Source organism: Shimia sp. FJ5, from assembly GCF_032918335.1.
Lineage (GTDB): Bacteria > Pseudomonadota > Alphaproteobacteria > Rhodobacterales > Rhodobacteraceae > Shimia > Shimia aestuarii_A.
This window is the reverse complement of sequence record NZ_JAWJUV010000001.1, coordinates 452410-468526: the sequence shown is the minus strand read 5'-3', so window position 1 is coordinate 468526 and position 16117 is coordinate 452410. Positions and strand designations below refer to the sequence as shown.

Sequence of the window (16117 nt, the reverse complement as noted above, 5' to 3'; positions counted from 1 at the left end):
GAAATCCGCACATACGCAATACCGACGCAATACCGACGTGATACCGACACTGGGTTTCGACACTTTTCGAGCCAAACATCCGCTGGAAACGCGCGCCGCTTTGGTCTAGGGAAGGCCAGACTAGCGGGACAACGGAAGAGACCTCATGGCGCGCCACCTCATCACTTCGGCCATTCCATATATCAACGGCATCAAGCACCTCGGGAACCTCGTCGGCAGCCAATTGCCCGCCGACCTCTTCGCTCGGTATCAACGTGGCCGGGGCAACGAAGTGCTCTTCCTCTGCGCCACCGACGAACACGGCACGCCCGCCGAACTCGCCGCCACCAAGGCCGGTCAACCCGTCGCCGACTACTGCGCCGAAATGCACGAGGTGCAATCCAAGATCGCCGAGGGCTTCCGCCTCTCCTTTGATCATTTTGGCCGCTCCTCGAGCCCCGAGAACCACGCCCTGACACAACACTTCGCAGGCGTCCTCGCTGACCGCGGGCTGATCCGCGAAGTTGTTGAAAATCAAATGTATTCCAAGGCCGACGGTCGCTTTCTTCCGGACCGCTACATCGAGGGTACCTGCCCTAACTGCGGCTTTGACTCCGCGCGCGGCGACCAGTGCGACAACTGCACCAAACAGCTCGATCCGGTCGATCTCATCAACCCGCATTCGACGATTTCCGGCTCGACCGACCTTGAGATGCGCGAGACCAAACACCTCTATCTCTGTCAGTCGCAGATGAAGGACGAGATCGAGGCATGGATCGATTCCAAGGCCGACTGGCCCGTCCTCACCACCTCGATCGCCAAGAAGTGGCTCAACGATGGTGACGGCCTTCAAGACCGCGGCATCACGCGCGATCTCGACTGGGGTATTCCGGTCAAGAAAGGCGACGTGGACTGGCCGGGCATGGAAGGCAAGGTCTTCTACGTCTGGTTCGACGCCCCCATCGAATACATCGCCTGCGCCCAGGAATGGGTCGCAGCGAACAAAGGCACCGACTGGCAACGCTGGTGGCGCACCGACAAAGGCGCCGACGACGTGACCTACACCCAGTTCATGGGCAAGGATAACGTCCCCTTCCATACACTCACCTTCCCGGCCACCATCCTTGGCTCTGGGGAACCGTGGAAGCTCGTCGATTACATCAAGTCTTTCAACTACTTGAACTATGACGGCGGCCAGTTCTCAACCTCGCGAGGGCGCGGCGTCTTCATGGATCAGGCGCTTGAAATCCTGCCCGCCGATTACTGGCGCTGGTGGCTTCTGAGCCACGCCCCCGAAAGCTCGGATGCAGAATTCACTTGGGAGAATTTCCAGCTTTCGGTGAACAAAGACCTCGCCGACGTGCTTGGCAATTTCGTCTCTCGCGTGACCAAGTTCTGCCGCTCCAAATTCGGCGAAGAAGTCCCCGCAGGCGGCGAATTCGGCGAGACCGAGACGGCCCTGATCGAAGAACTCACCACCCGCACCCGCGCCTACGAGGCCCATATGGAGGCGATGGAGGTGCGCAAATCGGCGCAAGAACTGCGTGCAATCTGGGTTGCGGGCAACGAGTACCTGCAAACCGCCGCGCCGTGGTCAACCTTCAAGGAAGACCCGGAAAAGGCCGCCGCGCAGATTCGGCTCGCGCTGAACCTGATCCGCTTCTACGCCGTTCTGTCGGCCCCCTTCATCCCGGACGCCAAGGACACACTCCTCGCCGCGATGCAGACCGAGAACGCCAATTGGCCCGATGACGTGCCCGCCGCGCTTACCGCGCTGGCCCCCGGCCATGCCTTCACCGTGCCGGATGTGACTTTCCGCAAGATCACAGACACCGAGCGTGAGGACTGGCAGGAGCGTTTTGCCGGAACGCGCGATTGATCCGATGACGGACCACCCGGCCCAAAGCAACGCCCTCCCTGCCCTGACGGACGCGGACATCACCGCGCTGACCGCGCTCCGCCATGATCTGCACCGCCACCCCGAGCTTTCGGGCGAAGAGGCAGAGACCGCCGCACGGATCAAGTCCGTGCTTGCCGAAACCGGCCCTGATGACATTCTGACCGGTCTTGGCGGACATGGCATCGCCGCGCTCTATTCTGGGGCCGTGGCCGGGCCGACCGTCCTTTTGCGCTGTGAACTCGACGCGCTCCCGATCGAGGAGAAGTCCGACGCCGATCACCGCTCGACAGTGCCGGGCAAAGGCCATCTCTGCGGCCATGACGGCCATATGACGATGCTTATGGGGGTCGCGCACCATCTCTCCCGCCTCCGCCCCTCGAAGGGTCGCGTCATCCTCCTTTTCCAACCCGCCGAAGAGGATGGGTCCGGTGCGCAAAAAGTGCTCGAGTCGCCGGATTTCACGGCACTTTCAATTGATTACGCCCTGTCGCTCCACAACATGCCGGGAATGCCCCTCGGCCATGTCTCGCTTCAGGAAGGCCCCGCCAACTGTGCCTCCTGCGGCCTCGAAATCCGCCTTTCGGGGCGCACCGCCCACGCCTCTCAGCCCGAAACCGGCGTGCCGCCGACCCCGGCCATCGCCGCGCTTGTCCCGACCCTGCAAGCCCTGAGCAACCCGGCCCCTGAAAACCCCGCTGATTTCGCGCTCGCAACCATCACGCATATCCGCGTCGGGGAGCCCGCCTTTGGGGTCGCCCCCGGCGACGGCACCCTCTGGGTCACGCTGCGCAGCCTCACCGATCCCGGCATGGAACACCTCTGCCGCGAAGCCGAAACCGCCGTGGCGCATCTCGCTGAAACGCACGCGCTTCAGGCCTCGCTCGCCTACCACGACTATTTCCGCGCCTGCACCAACGACCCCGACGCCACCGCCGTCCTTGACCGGGCGATTCGGCGGCTTGGACTGGTGCGCGAAGAGGGCCACCTGCCCATGCGCGCCTCCGAAGATTTCGGACGTTTCGCGGATGTGTCGAAATCGGCGATGTTCCTACTTGGCAGCGGCCTCGACAGCCCTGCGCTCCACAACCCGGATTACGATTTCCCGGATAGCCTGATCCCCACCGGCACAGCCGTCTTCATGGCCGCGCTCGACGATCTCTTGGGCCTGCCAACGCCCTGATACTCTTTGAAAATTGGTACCCGCGGCCGGACTCGAACCGGCACGGCCTCTCGGCCTAGGGATTTTAAGTCCCCTGTGTCTACCATTCCACCACGCGGGCACTCACACTCCCCAAGCATTTGGATTGGACGCGAAAATACTGGCTGTGACGTCCGTGTAAAGACCTGCCAAGACCCGCGGTCCGCTTCTTTTCCGGGCTTACCCGATTTCCGCCCAAGGCGTTTCCTTGACTGCCTCCATCCCGACATAGGTCGAGGTGCTCGACACATAGGGTAGGGCCGAAATTTTTTCCCCAAGAACAACGCGGTAGGCGGCCATGTCCCGTGTGCGCACCTTCAGGAGGTAGTCGAAATGCGAGGCGATCATATGTGCTTGCTCGATCTCCGGTACAAGGAGAACCGCCGCGTTGAACGCCCTCAACGCCGCCTCCCGCGTGTCGGTCAGCTTTACCTCAACAAAGGCGACGTGATCGAGGCCAAGCCGGATCGGGTTGATCTGCGCCGAATAGCCGGTAATGACCCCCTCCGCCTCAAGACGGCGCAGCCGCGCCTGCGTTGGTGTCTTGGTCAGGCCGATCCTCTTGGCAAGGTCCGTGACCGCGATCCTCCCCTCCCCCGACAACACATCGAGAATCGCGCGATCAAATCGATCGAGCCCCACCTCTCCATCCTGCATCAAAATCCCCTCCTTTGAAGATCATATTGCCTACATTGTTAATATGATTTGGGCAACCTGCCTATATCTGAGCTGCTATTCTCTCCCAAACAGATGGAGAGCCCCATGTCCAACCGCGCCCTGATCGACACCACGACCTACCGCGACGAGAAAGCCCTCGTGGCCGAGCTTATCGCCGAATCCGGCCTCTCGCCCGAGGATCGCCGCCAGATCTCGGCGCGCGCCGCGACGCTTGTCACTGCAATCCGCAACACGACGCAGCCGGGCATGATGGAGGTCTTTCTCGCCGAATACGGTCTTTCGACCGACGAAGGCATCGCGCTCATGTGCCTCGCCGAAGCGCTCTTGCGGGTGCCGGACGCAGAAACAATCGACGCCCTCATCGAAGACAAGATCGCGCCTTCGGACTGGGGCAAGCATCTGGGCCATTCGACCTCATCGCTCGTCAACGCTTCGACATGGGCACTGATGCTGACGGGCAAGGTTCTTGAGGACAAGGAACCGGGTATCGTCGGCACGCTGCGCGGCGCTGTGAAACGCCTTGGCGAACCGGTGATCCGCACCGCCGTGGGCCGCGCAATGAAAGAGATGGGACGCCAGTTCGTCCTCGGCGAAACCATTGAGAACGCGATGAAACGCGCTGCCGGAATGGAGGCGAAGGGCTATACCTATTCCTACGACATGCTCGGCGAAGCCGCCAAGACCGACGCCGACGCCATGCGCTACCACCTCGCCTATTCCCGCGCCATCTCGGCCATCGCCGCCGCCTGCACCCATGACGATATCCGCGATAACCCCGGTATCTCGGTCAAACTCTCGGCGCTGCACCCACGCTACGAGGTCGCCCAGCGCGCCCGCGTCATGGACGAATTGGTCCCGCGCCTACGCTCGCTCGCGCTTCTGGCGAAATCGGCCAACATGGGCCTCAATATCGACGCGGAAGAGGCCGACCGCCTGTCGCTTTCCATTGACGTGATCGAAACCGTCCTCTCCGAACCGGCGCTGGCGGGCTGGGACGGCTTTGGCATCGTCGTGCAGGCCTATGGCAAACGCGCAGGCGCGACGCTCGACTACCTCAACGACCTCGCCAGCCGCTTGGACCGCAAGATTATGGTCCGCCTTGTGAAGGGCGCCTATTGGGATACCGAAATCAAGGCATCACAAGTGCTTGGCGTCGATGGCTTCCCAGTCTTCACCTCGAAGCCAGCCACCGACATTTCCTACATCGCCAACGCGCGCAAGCTCCTGTCGATGACGGATCGTATCTATCCGCAATTCGCGACGCACAACGCCCACACTGTCGCCGCCATCCTCGAGATGGCCGACGACATGAGTGCTTTTGAGTTCCAGCGCCTGCATGGCATGGGTGAGGCGTTGCATGATATCGTGCTCAAATCCGACAAGGCGCGCTGCCGCATCTACGCGCCGGTCGGGGCGCATCGTGACCTCCTCGCCTATCTTGTGCGCCGCCTCCTCGAGAACGGCGCCAACTCCTCCTTCGTGAACCAGATCGTGGACGAGGACGTGCCGCCCGAAACCGTCGCCCGCGATCCGTTCGACGCCTATGAGGAGGCACAAACAACCCTGCCGACCGGACCAGACCTGTTCCAGCCCGAGCGTATTAACTCCAAAGGCTTCGACCTGCGCGACATCCCCACGATCGAAGCGATTGAGGAAGCCCGCGCACCATTTCGCGAGGCCGAGTGGCACGCCGCTCCGCGACTTGCGGCCAAGGCTGCACCCAACGCGCCAGAGCCGGTGAGCAACCCGGCTCTCCCCGGCGACCGCCCCGGCACTGTCGCGACCGCCAGCGCCCAAGACGTCAAAACCGCGCTCAAATCCGCCCGCCCATGGCAAGCCAGCCCGGCAGACCGCAGCGCCGCCCTCAACAAAGCGGCAGACCTCTACGAGGCGCATTTCGGCGAGATCTTCGCCCTCCTCGCCCGCGAAGCCGGCAAGACGCCGCTCGACGCCGTGGCCGAACTACGCGAAGCGGTGGATTTCCTGCGCTACTACGCGGCCAACGCGCCGACCGACGCCCCTGTGGGGACGTTTACCTGCATTTCGCCTTGGAACTTCCCGCTGGCGATCTTCACTGGCCAGATTTCCGCCGCCCTCGCGGCCGGGAATGCTGTCCTCGCCAAACCGGCCGAGCAGACCCCGCTGATCGCGCATTTCGCCGTGAAACTCCTGCACGAAGCGGGCGTTCCGGCAAGCGCGCTGCAACTCCTGCCAGGTGCGGGCGATGTGGGCGCGGCACTGACATCCGATCCGCGCGTCGGCGGCGTTGCTTTCACCGGCTCGACTGAAACAGCGTTGCTGATCCGGCGCAGCATGGCCGAGAACCTCGCTCCCGGCGCGCCGCTCATCGCTGAAACCGGCGGTCTCAACGCCATGATCGTCGACTCAACCGCCCTTCCCGAGCAGGCCGTCACCGCCATCGTCGAGAGCGCCTTCCAATCCGCGGGCCAGCGCTGCTCCGCTCTGCGCTGCCTCTATGTGCAGGAAGACATCGCCGCAGAATTTTCCAAGATGCTGATCGGCGCGATGAAAGAACTCTCGGTCGACAACCCGTGGCACCTCTCAACCGATAGCGGCCCGGTGATCGACGCCGAAGCTCAATCTGGTATCGCTGCGCATATCGCCGAAGCCGAAGCACAGGGCCGTGTGCTGTTCCAGATGCAGGCGCCTCAAACCGGCACCTATATCGCCCCGACCTTGATCCGCGTGACCGGCATCGCCGATCTTGAACGCGAGATCTTTGGCCCGGTCCTGCACATGGCCACCTTCAAGGCAGATGAACTCGACGCCGTGATCGACGCCATCAACGCGACGGGCTATGGCCTGACGTTCGGCCTGCAAACACGGATCGACGATCGGGTGCAGCATGTCTCGGATCGCATCCACGCAGGCAATATCTACGTCAACCGCAACCAGATCGGCGCCATTGTCGGATCTCAGCCCTTCGGTGGCGAGGGCCTTTCCGGCACAGGCCCCAAGGCGGGCGGTCCGCACTACCTCGCCCGGTTCTCGACCCCGGCTACGGCAAGCGTGGACGCAGGTACGTGGTCTGGCGAGATGTCCCACGAAGCCGCACAAACCGCCCTCAAATCCGCTCCCCCAGCGCAGGCCAGCACCACCCTGACCCTGCCGGGGCCAACCGGCGAATCCAACCGCCTGACCATGTCCGCGCGCCCGCCGGTGCTTTGTCTCGGGCCGGGCGCAGAGGTTGCGAGCGAACAGGCGCGCGTCGTCGGAAGACTTGGCGGGATCGCTGTCAAAGCCACCGGTTCCGTTCCGCCCGAGGCACTGACAACGCTCTCCGGCCTTTCTGGTGTGCTCTGGTGGGGCGATGCAGAGACGGCGCGTGCCTATGAAGGCGCCCTCGCTGCGCGCACGGGACCGATCCTGCCGCTTCTGACAGGCGTGCCTGACGCGGCGCGCGTCCTCGGCGAACGGCATGTCTGCGTCGATACCACCGCAGCGGGCGGCAACGCGGCGCTTCTTGGCGGGGTGGCTTGACGCCCCGCCCGTTTCCGCCACAGTGGGCGCATGTTTCCGATCCGTGACCACAACCCGTCCGGGCGCACGCCCTATGTCGTCTACATCCTGATGGCGCTCAATATCGGCATCTTCCTGCTCTATTGGCCGATCATGAGCGAACCCTACAGGATCGCCGCCTTCTTTCAGGATTGGGCCCTGATCCCCGCCGAGGTCAGCATGGGGAGCAAACCCCTCGGCCTCGTGACGTCGATGTTCCTGCATGGCGGTTTCCTGCACCTCGCGGGCAACATGCTTTTCCTGTGGATCTTCGGTGACAATCTCGAAGACGAGATGGGCCACGGCGGTTTCCTCTTCTTCTACCTCCTGAGCGGCATCGCCGCAGGGCTGGCGCAAGTGATCTCCGATCCCGGCTCCCAAATCCCGACCGTCGGCGCCTCCGGGGCCATCGCTGGGGTGATGGGCGGCTATCTCCTGCTCTTCCCCAAGGCGCGAGTGGATGTGCTCCTGATCATCATCATTTTCTTCAAGGTCTTCACGGTGCCCGCTTGGGTCATGCTCGGCCTCTGGTTCGCGCTACAGCTCTTTAACGGGGCAACCAGCACCGCTGGTGCGGGCGGCGTCGCCTATTGGGCCCATGCCGGCGGCTTTGTCGCGGGCCTGCTTCTGACGCTGCCGCTCTGGCAACGGCGCGGCGGTCCGCAGTTCTGGCAAAAGACCGATGGCAAGCCACCCCACCCCGACGCGGTCTATTCTCGTAGCACCGTGCCCAAAGTCCGGAGACGCAGATGAGCCATAAACTGACATGCCACTGTGGCGCGGTCGAACTCGCCGTTGACTTGTCCGACGGCCTCGCAACTGCCCGGCGCTGCGATTGTTCCTTCTGCCGCCGCCGCGGTGCCGCCGCCGTGAGCGTGCCCCTCAACGGTCTGCGCATTGTGCAGGGCGAAGAGAACCTGACGCTCTACCAGTGGGGTACAGGGACTGCGCGTCACTACTTTTGCAAGACTTGCGGCATCTACACCCATCATCGCCGCCGCTCGAATCCGAATGAATACGGCGTCAATCTCGGCGCACTCGAAGGTGTCAACCCGCGCGACCTTGGCGATATTGGCTGGGTGGACGGGGTCAATCACCCCTCCGACCAGACATGAAAAAAGCGCCACGAGGGCGCTCTTCTTCTCTGTCTCAATACTCGGGGTGAATTGGCCGCCTTGCGGCCAAGAGGGGCAACGCCCCTAAACCCTTACCCGTTGCGGATCGTCTTTGCGAACTGGTCGAAAATAGGCTCGTTGGCACAGATCACTTCGCCATCTTCGAGAATATCCCCGCCCGGCGTCAGCGGCTGCACGAGCCCCCCTGCTTCCTTGACGATGATGACGCCCGCCGCAAGGTCCCATGCGTTCAGACGACGTTCCCAGAAGCCCTCGTAGCGACCAGCCGCCACATACGCCAGATCGAGCGCCGCCGACCCCCAACGCCGCACGCCTGCCGTCGCCGGCAGAAGCCGCGCCAGATCCTGAAGCGTTTCCGGCAGGTCCGCGCGACCGCCGAACGGCAGCCCCGTGGCAAAAACCGATTCGATCATCCGCGACCGCCCCGAGACACGCAAACGCAGGCTGTCGTTAAGCCACGCACCCTCGCCTTTCTCGGCATAGAACATCTCGTCTTTGGCCGCGTCAAAGATCACCCCCGCAACGATCTCGCCTTTATGCTCAAGCGCGATGGAAATCGCCCAATGCGGCAGACCGTGCAGAAAGTTGGTCGTCCCGTCGAGCGGGTCCACGATCCAGCGCCGGGTCGGATCTTTGCCGTCCTCTCCGCCGCCTTCTTCCGCGAGCCAGCCATAGCTCGGGCGCGCGGTCATAAGCTCTTCCTTGAGAATTTCCTCGGCCCGCAGATCGGCCCGGCTTACAAAGTCGCCCGCGCCCTTCATCGACACCTGCAGGTTCTCGACTTCGCGGAAGTCCTTGACCAGCGACCGTCCGGCCTTGCGGGCGGCCTTCATCATGATGTTGAGATTTGCGCTGCCTGGCATGGCATGGCTCCTTTCGGGGTTTCAGGCCGCGCGTATACGCCCCCCAGTCCCGTTTGCCAAGTCAGAAGCCCGCCGCCACGTCACAATCTCCCGAAGGGTTGTCAAACCCCGCCGGTGCCCGCAGGCTCTGGTCCAAACAGGAGGACCAAGACCATGACCGATCAGATGCAGCGCATCGTACTGGCAAGCCGCCCCGAGGGCAGCCCGACAGACGAGAATTTCCGACTTGAGACCGTGGACATGCCCACGCCCGGCGAGGGCGAAGTGCTTGTCAAAGTGCTCTATCTCTCGCTCGACCCCTATATGCGCGGCCGCATGGATGACGCGAAATCCTACGCCGCGCCAGTGCCTGTTGGCGGCACGATGGAAGGCGGCGCCGTGGGCGAGGTCATCGCCTCCAACAGCGACAGCCTCAAACCCGGCGATACGGTCTTTGGCATGTTCGGCTGGGCAAGCCACGCCGTGCAACCCGCCAAACTCCTGCGCAAGCTGGATCCCGCGCAAGGTCCGGTCACGGCGGCGCTCGGTGTGCTTGGCATGCCCGGTTTCACCGGTTGGTTCGGCCTGATGGAACATGGTCGTCCCAAGAAAGGCGAAACCCTCGTGGTCGCCGCCGCAACCGGCCCCGTCGGTTCCATGGTCGGTCAGATCGCACGTCTTCATGGGCTGCGCGTCGTCGGCATTGCGGGCGGGCCAGAGAAATGCGCCATGGCCAAGGAGGTCTACGGGTTCGACGATTGCCTCGATCACCGCGCCTATGAGACCGCCTCAGACCTAAGGAAGGCGCTGAAGAGCGCCTGCCCGGATGGCATCGACATTTATTTCGAGAATGTCGGCGGCAAGGTGCTCGACGCGGTTCTGCCGATGATGAATCCGCACGGGCGCATCCCGATCTGCGGCATGATCGCATGGTACGACGCCGGCGGCCTCGGCGCAGGCGCCGCAAGCGAGAGCCTCACCGGCCCGCGCATCTGGCGCTCGATTCTCGTCAATTTCCTGTCGGTCAACGGGTTCATCATCTCAAACCATTTTGATCGCTACCCGGAGTTCCTCAAGGAGGTGGCCCCGCGCGTCGCCAAGGGCGAAGTCGCCTTTGTCGAGGATATCGCCGAAGGTCTCGAAAATGCGCCCGCCGCGTTCTTCTCGATGCTCAAGGGCGGCAACAAGGGCAAACAGATCGTCAAGATCGCCTGAACCTCAGGCTTCCTGAAGCCGCCTTGCCTCTTCTCCTGCAAGGCGGATCAGGTCGCGCATATAGGGCTTTTCAAGGTCGCTCTCCCGCGTCGCCGCAAAAAGCTGCCGCGTGATCCCGGTCTCGGTCAGGGGACGGGTCACGTAGTCCGAGGAATACTTGACCTCCCGCACGACCCAATCGGGTAGAACCGACACACCCCGGTTCGACGCCACCAACAAAAGGATCACTGCCGTCAACTCTGCCTGTCGGATCGACGCGGGTTCGACCTTGGCAGGGCTAAGGAGCTGCGAGAAGATATCGAGCCGCGCCCGCTCGACCGGATAGGTGATGAGAGTCTGGCCGCGAAAGTCCTCGGCCTCGATAAAGGGCTTCTCGGCGAGCGGATGGTTTGAGGCGGCGACAAAGACCGGCTGATAGTCGAAAAGGTGCGAGAAGGTGATCCCCGGCAGGCTTTCCGGATCCGAGGACACGACGAGATCCACATCCTCCTTCTGCAACGCGGGCATCGCCTCAAAGGCAAGGCCCGGACGGATATCGACATCCACATCCGGCCAAATCTTGCGGAACTTCTCGAGCACCGGGAAAAGCCATTCAAAACAGGCATGACATTCGATCGCGATATGAAGCCGCCCCGAACTCCCGTCGCGCAAGCCATTGAACTCCGCTTCGAGTGCCTCGATCTCCGGCAGCACCTTGTTGGCCAACCGCAAGAGCCGCATCCCCGCAGCCGAGAGCTTCATCGGTTTTGATCTGCGCACGAACAACTCGACCCCTGTCTGGGCCTCAAGGCCTTTGACCTGATGGCTAAGCGCCGATTGCGTGATGTGCAGGAGGTCCGCGGCCTTGGCGAGGCCGCCTGCTTCGTGAATGGCCCGGACGGTGCGCAGGTGGCGCAATTCGAGGTGCATCTTCATGTCGCACTCATGTTGTTCTTGAGGATTATGCAGTTGTCACCATGTTTCACACATGCGACATGAAGACAACCGCAAGATAGGATCGAAGAACATGACCGTGCCTAACATTTCCTTGGAATTCTTCCCGCCGCAGAACCTCGAAGCGTCGTTCCGCCTGTGGGACACGGTCCAGACCCTCGCGCCACTTGGCCCGCGTTTCGTTTCGGTGACCTATGGTGCTGGAGGCACGACCCGTGATCTGACCCGCGACGCCGTGGCCACGCTGCATAAATCGAGTGGCCTCAACGTCGCGGCGCATCTGACCTGTGTCAACGCCACCCGCGAAGAGACCCTCGAGATCGCCAATGGCTTTGCCAAGGCAGGCGTCTCCGAGCTTGTTGCTCTGCGTGGCGACCCGCCCAAGGGCAGCGACGGGTTCGAAGTGCATCCCGACGGGTTTGCCAACTCGGTCGAACTGATCGAGGCGCTCTCGCAGACTGGCGACTTCACGATCCGCGTCGGCGCCTATCCCGACAAACACCCCGAAGCAGCGGATTCACAGGCAGATATCGACTGGCTCAAGCGCAAGATCGACGCTGGCGCCTCCGAGGCCCTGACCCAGTTCTTCTTCGAGGCCGATACCTTCCTGCGCTTCCGGGACCGTTGTGAGAAGGCCGGGATCGACGCGCCAATCGTGCCGGGCATCCTTCCGATCGAAAACTGGAAAGGCGCACGCAACTTCGCCCTGCGCTGTGGCACCGAGATTCCCGCCTGGCTCGACGATGCCTTTACCAAGGCCGAACGCGACGGGCGCACCGACCTTCTCGCCACCGCGATCTGCACCGAGCTCTGCTCGGACCTGATCGACGAGGGCGTCGACTCGCTGCACTTCTACACGCTGAACCGCCCCGACCTGACCCGCGATGTTTGCCACGCGCTTGGCGTGACGCCGCAGGTCGTGCTCGAAAACGTGGCGTAACAAGCCCGCCGACGGGCTGGACGCCCCCGACAAATTGCGGCCTTCTGAGGAGACCCCTCAGGAGGCCTTTTTCATGTCAGATATGCTGATCGCTCAATCCCCCAAAGACCTGCCGGACCTCGACTATGTCCTGTCCCGCAGCGGGCTCGAACTCATGCAGGATATCGTCGCAGGCAAAATCCCCGGCCCGCCCATCGGCGCGACGCTTGGCTTTCGTCCGATCCTCGCCGAAGAGGGCAAGGTCGTCTTCGAAGGCACGCCGGAATTCAAGGTTCTGAACCCGCTCGGAACCGTGCATGGCGGCTGGTATGGCACGATCCTCGACAGCTGTATGGCCTGCGCCGTGCAGACCAAGCTCAAAAAGGGCCAGATTTATACCACCCTCGAATACAAGATTAACATCATTCGCCCGATTCCGACCGGCACCACCGTCCACGCCATCGGCAAGGTGCATCACGCGGGCCGCTCGACAGGGATCGCGGATGGAGAAATCGTCGGTGTGGAGGATGGCAAGCTCTACGCCACTGGCTCCACGACCTGCATCGTCATGCAGGGCCCCAAGGGCTAGAGGTTGTTTTCCTTGCCGAACTGGCGCAGATTTCGGCGACGTTGACCCCTGAGCGAGACACACGCGCCATGATCCTGTGCTGCGGCGAAGCCGTGATCGACATGTTGCCGGCGACAGCCCCCGATGACGCGCCCTCCTTTCGCCCCGTGACCGGCGGCGCGGCGCTCAATACCGCCATCGCGCTCGCACGCCTCGGACAGGCAACCGGCTTTTTCGGCGGTCTCTCACGTGATGCCTTCGGCAAAATCCTCATTGAGGCGATGCAGGCCGAAGGCGTTGATCTCTCCCGCGCACCCCTCTTCGATGCGCCGACAACACTCGCCTTCATTCATCCCGGAGACGGCACTCAGGGGTTTTCCTTCTACGATCGCGAAAGCGCGGGCCGTCAGCTCACGGCCATGTCCCTACCGCCGCTCGACGGGATCAAAGCCCTCGTCTTCGGCGGCATCAGCCTGATCCACCGCCCCGCCGCCGGAGCCTTCGAGGCCTTGATGCAGATGGCCGGAGCGGATCGCCTGATCCTTCTCGATCCCAACATCCGCCCGGCCCTGATCGAAGACGCGGAAGAAGACTACCGCAAACGCCTCGACCGCATGCTCCCGATGGCCGATATCGTGAAACTCTCTGATGAGGACGCCGCTTGGCTCGGCCCTGTCTCGCCAGAAGACCTGCTCTCAGGCCGCGCTTGCCTAGTCTTGCACACCCACGGGCGGGACGGTGTCACACTACATTCCCGCCACGGCACGCTGCATGTCCCGGCCCCCGAGGCGGAGGTGATCGACACCGTTGGCGCGGGCGATACGTTCAACGCCGCCTTTCTCGCCGCACTCGCGGAGGCGCTCCCCCTCACTCCGCGCGCCGTTGGTCTTGCCGATGCTGAAATACTCGAGCGCGCCGCCCAGTTCGCAACCCGCGCCGCAACGCTCTCGACAACACGTCCCGGCGCCAATCCCCCCACCGACAAGGAGCTTTCATGCGCGCCCTGATCCAACGTGTTTCCGAGGCCTCTGTGACAGTCGATGGCGAGATCATCGGCGAAATCGACCATGGCCTCCTCGTCCTTGTCTGTGCCATGCAGGGCGACACGGAAGCCGAGGCCGACAAGCTTGCCGCGAAGATCGCAAAGCTGCGCATTTTCGAGGATGACGCGGGCAAGATGAACCGCTCGGTCCGTGACATGGGTGGCGCGGTCCTCGTCGTGTCGCAGTTCACCCTCGCCGCCGATACCCGTAGCGGCAACCGCCCCGGCTTTTCCACCGCTGCACCGCCCGTCGAAGGCGAACGGCTCTACACCTATTTCGCCGACCGCATGGCGGGTGCCGAGGCCCTGCCAACAGAGCGCGGCCGCTTTGGCGCAGACATGAAGGTCCGGCTCCTCAATGACGGGCCAGTTACGATCTGGATGGAAGTCTGAAGAGCCTTAGGACTTCTTGACGAACTTCGTCAGGATCACGATCCGCTGGCCCTCGACGCGTCCCTCGATATGCTCGGCATTGTCCGGCACAAGAGAGATATTGCGCACAGCCGTGCCCCGTTTGGCGGTAAAGCCCGCGCCCTTCACGGGCAAGTCCTTGATCAGGACAACCGCATCGCCCGCCGCGAGCACCGCGCCATTGCTATCGCGATGTACTACGGCGTCCGGATCGGCCATTCCCGCCTCGGCCCAGTCTTTCACCTCATCCTCGAGATAGGCAATGTCGAGCAAATCCCGCGCCCAGATCGCCCCGCCAAGCCCGTTCAGCAGACGATAGGCCACAACCTGCACCGCAGGCTCTGTGCTCCAAATCGCTTCGTGCAGGCATTGCCAATGCGGCGCATCCTCGGGGCCGTTCTCCACACCTTGAAGACAGGTTTCGCACAGGGCGATCTCATCGGTCTTCGGAGCCACGGTATAGGCAGTGGCCGCACCTTCGGCGCCACAGATCGCACAGGGGACGGACATCGGCTTTCCTTTCGAGTAATGCCTCGCTTATGACGCTCGCCGTCCCTCTCGTCCAGCCCATCGCCCTGCGTTGTTTTGACTGGTCTTCCGTCGCCCGTTCGGACAGTCTGTCGCAAAGACGAAAGGACGCCCCCCGTGGACCCACAGATGCGCAAGACGGTCGAGGATATCTGGTGGCACGGTGTGCGCGCCGTGCAGGGGCGCGCATGTGTGGCGCGCGCGCTGCGCGACGAACAGGTCGCCCGCCCCGACCGCATCCTCGCCATCGGCAAGGCCGCCGCTGCGATGGTAGAAGGCGCGCATGAGGTCTTCGGGGCCGACATCCCCGCCCTTGTTGTAACGAAATACGGCCATGCGGGCGATCTTCCCCCCTCCTGCGAGGTGATCGAAGCCGCGCATCCCGTGCCTGATGAGAATACCCTGATCGCGGGGCACGCCCTGTTCCAACAGGTTCAGCACATGTCCCCCGGCACCCATCTCCTGATGCTGGTCTCTGGCGGGGCCTCGGCGCTCGCCGAATTGCCCGAACCGGGCACAACCCTCGCAAGCCTGCAGGCCGAAAACGCCCGCATGCTCGCCGAAGGGCTCGACATTCACGCCATGAACGCGCGCCGCAAGGAACTCTCGCAGATCAAAGGCGGCAAGCTTCTCGCCGGGTTCAAGGGCGAGCTTGTGACCACCTGCGCAATCTCCGATGTCGAGGGCGACGCCCTCTCTGTGATCGGCTCCGGGATCGGCAACGCGCCCGAAGATGCGGCGTTTTCCTTCGATCCCTTCATCGTCGCATCGAACCACATCGCACGCGCCGCCGCTGCAGAACGCGCCACCGCGCTTGGCCTCAACGTGATGACCGACACCGAGACGCTCTACGGAGATGTCGAAGACCTCGCCCGCTCTGTTGGCGAGATGCTGCGCCATGCGCCGCCCGGCGTGCATATTCTTGGCGGAGAGCCGACAGTCATCCTTCCGCCCGATCCGGGCCAGGGGGGCCGCAATCAGGCGCTGGCGCTGGCGCTTTCGCGTGAAATCTCGGGCATGCTGAACCTCGCGGTGCTTGTCGGCGGAACGGATGGCACGGACGGGCCGACCGAGGCCGCAGGCGGGATCGTTGGCGGCGCGACATGGCGCGAAGAAGGCGCTCGCGCCCTCAAGCGCGCCGAAAGCGGCCTCTTTCTCGAGGCGCATGACGCGCTCTTTGTCACCGGCCCCACCGGCACCAACGTCATGGATTTGCTTGTTGCGTTGAAAACCTGAGCCGCCAAGGTTT

15 protein-coding genes and 1 tRNA gene are annotated in these 16117 nt (G+C 63.1%); 11 read left to right on the top strand and 5 right to left on the bottom strand.

The window, feature by feature from the left end; translation table 11 throughout:
- Positions 1 to 145: 145 nt before the first annotated feature.
- Positions 146 to 1858 (top strand): methionine--tRNA ligase, encoded by a 1713-nt coding sequence (metG, locus tag R1W01_RS02435; RefSeq protein WP_297757615.1) that lies wholly within the window; start codon positions 146 to 148, stop codon positions 1856 to 1858.
- A complete protein-coding gene (locus R1W01_RS02430; RefSeq protein WP_317275025.1) occupies positions 1818 to 3059 on the top strand; it encodes an amidohydrolase in 1242 nt (413 codons plus the stop codon). The genes metG and R1W01_RS02430 overlap by 41 nt, the downstream gene beginning before the upstream one ends.
- Positions 3060 to 3073: 14 nt before the next feature.
- Here the strand turns inward: R1W01_RS02430 and R1W01_RS02425 are convergent.
- Both R1W01_RS02425 and R1W01_RS02420 read right to left on the bottom strand, forming a co-directional pair.
- Positions 3074 to 3159: transfer RNA gene (locus R1W01_RS02425), tRNA-Leu, on the bottom strand.
- A 98-nt stretch (positions 3160 to 3257) separates the two neighbouring features.
- Positions 3258 to 3734: an Lrp/AsnC ligand binding domain-containing protein gene (locus tag R1W01_RS02420; protein ID WP_243613212.1), complete on the bottom strand. Its 477-nt coding sequence runs from the start codon at positions 3732 to 3734 to the stop codon at positions 3258 to 3260.
- 105 nt (positions 3735 to 3839) lie between these two features.
- Here R1W01_RS02420 and putA point away from each other — a divergent pair, with 105 nt between their 5' ends.
- From putA to R1W01_RS02405, 3 genes are read left to right on the top strand one after another with little or no spacing between them, the layout of a single operon-like run.
- Positions 3840 to 7256 carry a bifunctional proline dehydrogenase/L-glutamate gamma-semialdehyde dehydrogenase PutA gene (putA, locus tag R1W01_RS02415; RefSeq protein ID WP_411028136.1) on the top strand — a complete coding sequence of 1139 codons (3417 nt, stop codon included), beginning with the start codon at positions 3840 to 3842 and terminating at the stop codon, positions 7254 to 7256.
- Positions 7257 to 7286: 30 nt separating this feature from the next.
- A complete protein-coding gene (locus R1W01_RS02410) occupies positions 7287 to 8027 on the top strand; it encodes a rhomboid family intramembrane serine protease (protein WP_297757605.1) in 741 nt (246 codons plus the stop codon).
- Positions 8024 to 8389 carry a GFA family protein gene (locus R1W01_RS02405; protein WP_297757602.1) on the top strand — a complete coding sequence of 122 codons (366 nt, stop codon included), beginning with the start codon at positions 8024 to 8026 and terminating at the stop codon, positions 8387 to 8389. The genes R1W01_RS02410 and R1W01_RS02405 overlap by 4 nt, the downstream gene beginning before the upstream one ends.
- A gap of 92 nt (positions 8390 to 8481) precedes the next feature.
- On the opposite strand, the gene R1W01_RS02400 is transcribed toward R1W01_RS02405, so the two are convergent.
- Positions 8482 to 9273, bottom strand: coding sequence for an inositol monophosphatase family protein (locus R1W01_RS02400; protein WP_297757599.1), 792 nt, complete (start codon positions 9271 to 9273; stop codon positions 8482 to 8484).
- Between the two features lie 153 nt (positions 9274 to 9426).
- Between R1W01_RS02400 and R1W01_RS02395 the strand changes: the two genes are divergently transcribed.
- Complete coding sequence (locus tag R1W01_RS02395) at positions 9427 to 10467, top strand: NADP-dependent oxidoreductase (RefSeq protein ID WP_297757597.1); 1041 nt, start codon at positions 9427 to 9429, stop codon at positions 10465 to 10467.
- Between the two features lie 3 nt (positions 10468 to 10470).
- Here R1W01_RS02395 and R1W01_RS02390 read toward each other — a convergent pair whose 3' ends face one another.
- Positions 10471 to 11376 carry a LysR family transcriptional regulator gene (locus R1W01_RS02390; RefSeq protein WP_243613270.1) on the bottom strand — a complete coding sequence of 302 codons (906 nt, stop codon included), beginning with the start codon at positions 11374 to 11376 and terminating at the stop codon, positions 10471 to 10473.
- Positions 11377 to 11473: 97 nt separating this feature from the next.
- Here R1W01_RS02390 and metF point away from each other — a divergent pair, with 97 nt between their 5' ends.
- The 4 genes from metF to dtd all read left to right on the top strand — a co-directional run bounded on the left by metF (position 11474) and on the right by dtd (position 14322).
- Positions 11474 to 12340, top strand: a complete 867-nt coding sequence (metF, locus tag R1W01_RS02385; RefSeq protein ID WP_243613218.1) for a methylenetetrahydrofolate reductase [NAD(P)H] — start codon at positions 11474 to 11476, stop codon at positions 12338 to 12340.
- Positions 12341 to 12422: 82 nt separating this feature from the next.
- Positions 12423 to 12908 (top strand): PaaI family thioesterase, encoded by a 486-nt coding sequence (locus R1W01_RS02380; RefSeq protein WP_243613271.1) that lies wholly within the window; start codon positions 12423 to 12425, stop codon positions 12906 to 12908.
- A gap of 68 nt (positions 12909 to 12976) precedes the next feature.
- Positions 12977 to 13894 (top strand): carbohydrate kinase family protein, encoded by a 918-nt coding sequence (locus R1W01_RS02375; RefSeq protein WP_297757832.1) that lies wholly within the window; start codon positions 12977 to 12979, stop codon positions 13892 to 13894.
- Positions 13882 to 14322 carry a D-aminoacyl-tRNA deacylase gene (dtd, locus tag R1W01_RS02370; RefSeq protein WP_297757591.1) on the top strand — a complete coding sequence of 147 codons (441 nt, stop codon included), beginning with the start codon at positions 13882 to 13884 and terminating at the stop codon, positions 14320 to 14322. The genes R1W01_RS02375 and dtd overlap by 13 nt, the downstream gene beginning before the upstream one ends.
- A 6-nt stretch (positions 14323 to 14328) precedes the next feature.
- On the opposite strand, the gene R1W01_RS02365 is transcribed toward dtd, so the two are convergent.
- Positions 14329 to 14850, bottom strand: a complete 522-nt coding sequence (locus R1W01_RS02365) for a PhnA domain-containing protein (RefSeq protein ID WP_297757585.1) — start codon at positions 14848 to 14850, stop codon at positions 14329 to 14331.
- Between the two features lie 135 nt (positions 14851 to 14985).
- On the opposite strand from R1W01_RS02365, the gene R1W01_RS02360 reads away from it, so the two are divergent.
- Positions 14986 to 16104, top strand: a complete 1119-nt coding sequence (locus tag R1W01_RS02360; RefSeq protein WP_297757583.1) for a glycerate kinase — start codon at positions 14986 to 14988, stop codon at positions 16102 to 16104.
- The last annotated feature ends 13 nt before the right edge of the window (positions 16105 to 16117 follow it).

Bases quoted from the DNA above. Each gene is read 5' to 3' on its own strand.
- R1W01_RS02420 (WP_243613212.1), bottom strand. From the start codon at position 3,734: ATGCAGGATGGAGAGGTGGGGCTCGATCGATTTGATCGCGCGATTCTC.
- R1W01_RS02400 (WP_297757599.1), bottom strand. From the start codon at position 9,273: ATGCCAGGCAGCGCAAATCTCAACATCATGATGAAGGCCGCCCGCAAG.
- R1W01_RS02365 (WP_297757585.1), bottom strand. From the start codon at position 14,850: ATGTCCGTCCCCTGTGCGATCTGTGGCGCCGAAGGTGCGGCCACTGCC.
- R1W01_RS02390 (WP_243613270.1), bottom strand. From the start codon at position 11,376: ATGCACCTCGAATTGCGCCACCTGCGCACCGTCCGGGCCATTCACGAA.
- R1W01_RS02375 (WP_297757832.1), top strand. From the start codon at position 12,977: ATGATCCTGTGCTGCGGCGAAGCCGTGATCGACATGTTGCCGGCGACA.
- R1W01_RS02395 (WP_297757597.1), top strand. From the start codon at position 9,427: ATGACCGATCAGATGCAGCGCATCGTACTGGCAAGCCGCCCCGAGGGC.
- R1W01_RS02405 (WP_297757602.1), top strand. From the start codon at position 8,024: ATGAGCCATAAACTGACATGCCACTGTGGCGCGGTCGAACTCGCCGTT.
- putA (WP_411028136.1), top strand. From the start codon at position 3,840: ATGTCCAACCGCGCCCTGATCGACACCACGACCTACCGCGACGAGAAA.
- R1W01_RS02410 (WP_297757605.1), top strand. From the start codon at position 7,287: ATGTTTCCGATCCGTGACCACAACCCGTCCGGGCGCACGCCCTATGTC.
- R1W01_RS02380 (WP_243613271.1), top strand. From the start codon at position 12,423: ATGCTGATCGCTCAATCCCCCAAAGACCTGCCGGACCTCGACTATGTC.
- dtd (WP_297757591.1), top strand. From the start codon at position 13,882: ATGCGCGCCCTGATCCAACGTGTTTCCGAGGCCTCTGTGACAGTCGAT.
- metG (WP_297757615.1), top strand. From the start codon at position 146: ATGGCGCGCCACCTCATCACTTCGGCCATTCCATATATCAACGGCATC.
- metF (WP_243613218.1), top strand. From the start codon at position 11,474: ATGACCGTGCCTAACATTTCCTTGGAATTCTTCCCGCCGCAGAACCTC.